Below are 6,204 nucleotides of genomic sequence, written 5' to 3'. Positions count from 1 at the left end.
AATTGCTTACCTTACTTGAATCTTCAGATGAAGCCACTCCAGAAATTGATGCAATTTGACTCGGATAGTGTCCTGGTAGATTTGGACTGCGAACGTCTTGCGATCGCCGACAAGTTATGATAGATACCCCGCTGGAAATGCATGCTGTTTTTTGATCTTGGAATAAATTAAAGTCCTCGGTGAGCCGTGCTGACGCGAAGGACGGCTTTCATTTTAGTAAGCCCGGTCCGAGCCTCAAGTTTTTGGGAAGTTTGATATTGAGAGCTGGAAATAGGTGGGGTACACTGCAAGCCACACAAATAAAAACCTCTGTCTTTCTTGGGTACCTCATTTCACCGAGCGGGGCTATACCATCTGACGTGCTGTCGTTAAATCAGCTTGATTCCCTGCATTCACCATGGCTATTAGGGCAGAGTCCAGAAAATTCACCAACAGGTGTCGCTTCCGACCATAGAATTTTTTCCCCGTCACAGCCCGGTTCTGCCTCACCCACGTCAATTGTCTTCCCTGATTGGATATCGAGCCAGCCCGCGTTCGGAATCTCGTTAAGTCGAGCGCGGCATCGGACCTGGTTGCTTCTTTGGCCGTGAGTTTGTTGCCAGGTGCGCTGGCACTGCCAACGACGCCGGTAACCATAGACGGTTTGATCGGGCGGGAAGTCGTGGGGGAGTAACTCCCAAACTCAGCCGCTAAGCAGCCAGCAGAGGATGGCCTAAGTGATTTCTCTGAGGTCCACGGTGCGTTGACGAACGCGTCCAGAACCTGACTGGGCGGGTGGGAGCAAGGGGGGAAATCAGTTCCCACAGGGCGTCAGTCAAATCGGTTGCGTAGGGTTTACGAGCTATGGGAGGAGGTAGTGGTGCTCGATTGCCTCCAAGGTTTTGACTGAATTCCCGCTCGCTCCATGTCCTTCATCTTTTCTTTACAGATACCTTCTATTGCTCTATTACGTCCAAGATTTAGGGTTGGCGATCTCTGGAAACTCCATTTGAAAAGGGTCCGAGAGGATGGAAACCCTAAAAATCTTTCTTGACGCAGCACTAGTTCGACCGGCGTTGAAACGCAGTTGGCAGGAGCGCAAGCATTAGCAGCAGCCCGACCGCGATCGCCAGCGGTAGCGCCCCTTTGCCCTGCAGTGCATTGCGACCCGTCACGCCCAGCCACGTGTAGAGCATCACGCCAGGTAAAATGCCCGCGCATGTACCAAGTGAGTAGGCTCCCCAGGAAATCGGCGTGAGTCCGAGCAGGTAATTTGTCAGCGTAAAGGGGGAAAGCGGCGAGAGGCGTGCGAGCAATACGCAGCGCCACGGGTAGCGCTGGGTGACGTGCCGGAACTTTTGCACCAACGGGCGATCGCCAAACTGCCGCAGCGCCCAATCCTGGAGCAGATAGCGCGCCAACCCAAAGGCAGCCAGCGCGCCCAGCATCGCTCCGAGGCTCGTCCACAGCGTTCCCCACGCCAACCCGAAGGCAACCCCACCCGCGATCGCGAGCAGCGTACCCGGAACGTTCAACACGGTCAGGAAAGCTTGAGCGAGGACGAAGCTCGCGATCGCTATGCCGCTCGGCTCTTGCAAGTAGGTTTGCCAAAAGTCGGGCGCCAGTAAAAATGCTAGCGGGCCGCAACAAATTGTTGCAAAACCCGCCAACAAAGCCAATCCCAGCAAAACTGGCGGATTCCTTAGATACCGCTGCCAAGTACGGCGCGATCGCCTGCGATGCCCGCGTTGCGGTTCGAACCGATCGGCGCTCATGCGTCGGCCGAACTCTCGTCGGCGATCGTGGCTGACTTGGAGGGTTCGATCTCGACCTTGTTTGCCAGGGCTTTGCGCGCGACCTTGGTGACATACAACGTCACGGCAACCGTGGCAACGAAGCCGATGATGTTGATCGCCCAACGCAAAACGCTCGTTTGGTCGCCTTCCGTTGCCGCTCCCAGTGTTGCGAGATCCTTGGCCAGCGAGCCGATGTAAACGTACATCACCGTTCCCGGCAGCATCCCAATCCAAGAAGCGAAGAAGTAGTCGCGCAATTTCACCTGCGTTACGCCAAATGCGTAGTTCAAGAACACGAAGGGAAACACCGGCGATAAGCGCGTTAACCCGACAATCTTCCAGCCTTCTGCGGCAACGGCGGCGTCGATTGCCTTAAAGCTCGGGCGATTCTCGATTTGCTTGGCTACACGATCGCGAGCGAGGTAGCGCCCGACCAAAAACGCTGCTGTCGCACCCAGGGTTGCCGCGACCGACACGACGATCGAGCCTTTCACTACGCCAAAGAGCACGCCCGCTCCCAGCGTCAGCGCTGCACCGGAAATCAAGAAAACTGCCGCAGCAATGTAGATGAAGACGAATGCGATCGGTCCCCACGGCCCCAAGCTGTCAATCCACTGCAGGGCACCTTGCAGTGCGTTGTTGATAACTATCGTGATACCCAATTGCTTAGCCGCGATAATCAACACGGCAACGATACCGGCAGCGATCGCTATTTTCGCCCAAGTCTTGAGCTTTTTCTTCGGTCTAGAAGATGCCTCAGCCATCGTCGTTTTCCTCGGAGTTGAGAGCTGGTGGATGCGGACAGTAGGTTCCGGAACGCAAACATCGGGAGTGGGATGACGAGAGTCAAAGCCGAGTATTGTGCCCCGAGCCGCACGTTAGACTAAGGCGCCACCGCAGCTCGAGCCGCTACCCGCCGTGCACCCGTAGCAGTAAGGTCGCGTCTGGACCTCGCGAATAACATCGAGATCGTCGAGTTCTAGCAGCTTGGCAACGGTCAGCGGTGTACCGTCAACCATGCGCGCGGGGACGTTCTCCATCTGGTTGAAGTCGCAATCGTAGACGTTGCCGTGATAGTCAACTGACAGTTCATTACGACACATCAAATCGGCAACCGTCTTGGGGTTATAACTGGCGGCCAGAAACCGCAGATAGGGCCGGTTTAGAGCGCGGCGCTGGAGAAACTGTTGGGTGCGGCCAACTGGGAGATTGGTAATTGTCAGCAACCGGTCGAACTCGATTCCAAAGTGTTCGTGGAGGAATGCTTGGTAATCTCGCTCGAGCGATGCCTGTTGCGGCGGCAGCCGAAACTCATCCGGTGCAATCGGGACGGGGGGATTGTAAACCAAATCTAAAATCAGCTCGGGATCGCGACCGTAGCCGAGGTGGTTGAGCCACTGCAACGCACGAATTGAATCGTGGTACACGCCTGACCCGCGCTGCTTGTCGACGTTATCTTTGAGATAACATGGCAGCGACGCAACGACGCGCAACTTATGTCGGGCGAAATACTCCGGTAAGTCTTCAAAGCCGGGTACGAAATAGATTGTCAAGTTCGACCGAACGATAACTGCTTTCCCCCGCGATCGCGCTGCTTCTACGAGCGGCCGAAACCCGTAGTTCATCTCCGGAGCCCCGCCCGTTAGATCGAGCGTTTCGATCTGGGGAAAGCGATCGATCGCGGTAATTAACAGCTCGCATATCTCCGGCGACAGTTCTTCTGTTCGCTTGGGTCCGGCTTCGACATGACAGTGCGTACACGCCAGATTACAGTGCCGACCGAGATTGATTTGGAGTATAGAAATCGGCTGCTTGGTCAGTGGCATGCCGAGTTTTTCTGAAAAGGGAACAAATGCACTAGGGCCAGCGGACGTATTGATCACGGGTCTTCTTAATGTCTCTGGGAGTGTCGTTGTAAGATGCGGGACAACCATGTGGATCGAGTGGTTGCCAACCCAGCGCGATCGCCGTTAAGCTTCCTTATAGCTTAATGAGCCGCACTCGCTCGGGCGTCCTCATTTCGATATCAACATTACTTAGCCCGACTGAAATTTCCCTGAGAGCTTGCCTCTAGAAGTATTAAGTCGCTGGTGCAGCTTACGGAGACGCCCGCCACACGCAAAAAAAAATTGAGATGTATTTCGCTGGCTGACGGACACTTGTCCTGAAACCCCTGAAATCTCGACACGAGCCTGCATGGCTCCAGGCACTTTTGTCATCTGTCAGTGTATTTCGTCTCGTCAGGCAGGCGAACCATGTGTTTGTAGAGTATGTCGAGCGGGAAAACCCGAGATGTTTAAGTCGAGCGTTAAGAAAGCTATGCTGCCGAGCGACTCATCGACTGCTTTTCTGAGCCTACGCAGACTCACTAGACGTTGATGCGGTAGCCCTCGGGTCCGGCGGAGATGCCGGGTAGCCAGTCGAGCCGGGCCTTCGCGCCGAAGCGTTTGCAAAAGGCATCCGAGAGGGTGGGCGAGCTTACCTGAGCTGGGGCAGTTCTGCGGGCGTGCCCTCAACGCGATCGCTCTGTCGGCGTTAGTCGGCACGCAGACCGTAGAGCTTGTTCGAGCTATCTTCGATGTCGCTGTCGTCTGGGGGGTGCGGAAGATTTCGAGGGCGAAGGGCGCGGTGCCGATGCGAACGAAAAAAACCAGCAACGACGGCGCGTCTGCTGAGGGGGAAATCGGGACGAAAAAGTCATCGACTTGGCGGGTCTCGTTGAAGACGTCGAAGCCGGAGGTGGCGCGACCGAGGGGTTCGAGGAGGTCGGCGAGGAACTGGTTGTCGCGGTCGTCGTAGGGTTGGCGCGACATGGATGGCTTAACAAGATCGCTCCCAGCGTGCCAGATGGGAAGCGATCGCCTGATTTTTCAGTTCCTTTTTCGATAGTGGCAATCGCGTTGGTTAGTTAGTGACAGCTGCCCTGGCGGAGTTGCCAGTTGGACTGAGGACGGTCATCCGCACGCCGGTAGCCGGTGCTACCATTACACCGCGTAGTCGGGGTTGCACCGGATGAGGTTCGGCTAATTCAAAGTTGACGTAAAGCATCAGCATGGCAAGGACGAGTTTCATTTCTGTCAGCCCCAGGGCGTAGCCGATGCAGCGACGGCTGCCGCCTCCAAAGGGGAAGAATTCACTCGGACCGTACTCTCGGTCCAGGAAGCGCTCGGGGGAAAACTGTTCGGGGTCGGGATAAAGGTCGGGGTGTCGGTGCACTAAGTAAATGCACGGCACGAGGAAGCTGCTGGTGGGGTACTTGCGCTCGCCGATAGTCGCTGGTTGAGTGAGAATTCGCGGAAAGGCAGATGGTACGACCGGACAGATACGCAGCACCTCGTTGCAGACGGCACTTAGGTAAGGTGCCTGGACAATCGCGGTGGGCTCGGGGTCGGGACCGAGGGCGAGTAGTTCGGCAAGGAGCTGGGTGCGGACCGACGGGTCGCGATGCGCCCAATAGCAAGCCCATGCTAGCGATGATGCTGATGTTTCGTGACCAACGAACAACAACGATAGCAGTTCGTCGATAATTTCTTCGTCGTCTAGGGACATGCCATCCTCATCGCGCGCTTGGAGCAGCATCGTCAAGATATCCTCCCCACCAAGGTTCCCTTGCTGGCGGCGCGCGTCGATTTCCGCTTGCAACATGCTGCGGGTGCGATGGCGCTGCCTGACGAACTGACCCCACGGACTCCAAGCACCGAAATCTTGGCGCAGAAAGCGCAAGAAAAGAATGGCAGCTCCCAGTGGCGAACGGGTGATTTCTAACCACTGCTGCAGTTCGGTTTCGGCACGTTCGACGCTCGACCCAATTACTGCCCGAATGATGATGCGCAGTGTAATCGTCTCCATAAGCTGGAGAGCAACAATGCGATCGCCAGCGTTGAATTGGCTGCAGACGTCGCGGGCGATCTGGCAGATAAGACTGCCATAGGCACACATGCGCTTGTTGTGGAAAGGCGGCATCACTAGCGTGCGCCTGCGTTTGTGAGGTGCGCCGTCGAGCAGCAGGATGGACTTATCGCCAAAGAAATTGCTAAGGTAGCTGTTGATCCTACCCGAGAGGCAGCGATCGGGACCGAGGGCGAAGATCTCCCGAATGGCACTTGGATCGGCGAATATCACGCACGGGACATCGCCGACAGGAACGATACGGGTGCTGAAGCAGTTCCCATATTTGGCTGCGGTGCGATCGAAGTAGCCATAGGGATCGGCAAGCCACTGCAATTGCTGCACAAGGCGCGGCGCGGGCGGTCCGGGTGGGAGATCGGCGAATTTCATGGGTTAGTGACGAAGGGAATGCTGCTGCCACAAAACTAGCATGATGAAGGCGGTTGCACGTGCGATCCCCGCCGGACTGCAGGGCCCCTGTGGATGGGATTGCTGCACGCGATCGCACCCAATGCCCGTATGGTGATAAATTGTGCCGACA

General features: G+C 56.3%; 5 protein-coding genes. All 5 read right to left on the bottom strand.

Going from position 1 to position 6,204, the window contains the following annotated elements:
* Positions 1 to 1,040 precede the first annotated feature (1,040 nt).
* Positions 1,041 to 1,754 (bottom strand): TVP38/TMEM64 family protein, encoded by a 714-nt coding sequence (locus tag KR51_RS00780; RefSeq protein ID WP_022603861.1) that lies wholly within the window; start codon positions 1,752 to 1,754, stop codon positions 1,041 to 1,043.
* Positions 1,751 to 2,539, bottom strand: coding sequence for a TVP38/TMEM64 family protein (locus KR51_RS00775; protein WP_022603860.1), 789 nt, complete (start codon positions 2,537 to 2,539; stop codon positions 1,751 to 1,753). Before KR51_RS00775 ends, KR51_RS00780 begins: the two co-directional genes overlap by 4 nt.
* 114 nt (positions 2,540 to 2,653) lie before the next feature.
* A complete protein-coding gene (gene arsS / locus KR51_RS00770) occupies positions 2,654 to 3,601 on the bottom strand; it encodes an arsenosugar biosynthesis radical SAM (seleno)protein ArsS (RefSeq protein ID WP_051358000.1) in 948 nt (315 codons plus the stop codon).
* A 414-nt stretch (positions 3,602 to 4,015) separates the two neighbouring features.
* Positions 4,016 to 4,588 carry a hypothetical protein gene (locus tag KR51_RS00765; RefSeq protein WP_022603858.1) on the bottom strand — a complete coding sequence of 191 codons (573 nt, stop codon included), beginning with the start codon at positions 4,586 to 4,588 and terminating at the stop codon, positions 4,016 to 4,018.
* A gap of 91 nt (positions 4,589 to 4,679) precedes the next feature.
* Positions 4,680 to 6,053, bottom strand: coding sequence for a cytochrome P450 (locus KR51_RS00760; protein WP_022603857.1), 1,374 nt, complete (start codon positions 6,051 to 6,053; stop codon positions 4,680 to 4,682).
* Positions 6,054 to 6,204 lie beyond the last annotated feature (151 nt).

Origin of the sequence: Rubidibacter lacunae KORDI 51-2 (genome assembly GCF_000473895.1) — a bacterium.
GTDB classification, from domain to species: domain Bacteria; phylum Cyanobacteriota; class Cyanobacteriia; order Cyanobacteriales; family Rubidibacteraceae; genus Rubidibacter; species Rubidibacter lacunae.
Note: the sequence above shows the minus strand (reverse complement) of the source record. Positions and strands in the feature narration are given on the sequence as shown.

What these genes read in the sequence shown, in the direction of transcription:
- KR51_RS00780 (WP_022603861.1), bottom strand. Translation starts at nt 1,754, where the DNA reads ATGAGCGCCGATCGGTTCGAACCGCAACGCGGGCATCGCAGGCGATCG.
- KR51_RS00775 (WP_022603860.1), bottom strand. Translation starts at nt 2,539, where the DNA reads ATGGCTGAGGCATCTTCTAGACCGAAGAAAAAGCTCAAGACTTGGGCG.
- arsS (WP_051358000.1), bottom strand. Translation starts at nt 3,601, where the DNA reads ATGCCACTGACCAAGCAGCCGATTTCTATACTCCAAATCAATCTCGGT.
- KR51_RS00765 (WP_022603858.1), bottom strand. Translation starts at nt 4,588, where the DNA reads ATGTCGCGCCAACCCTACGACGACCGCGACAACCAGTTCCTCGCCGAC.
- KR51_RS00760 (WP_022603857.1), bottom strand. Translation starts at nt 6,053, where the DNA reads ATGAAATTCGCCGATCTCCCACCCGGACCGCCCGCGCCGCGCCTTGTG.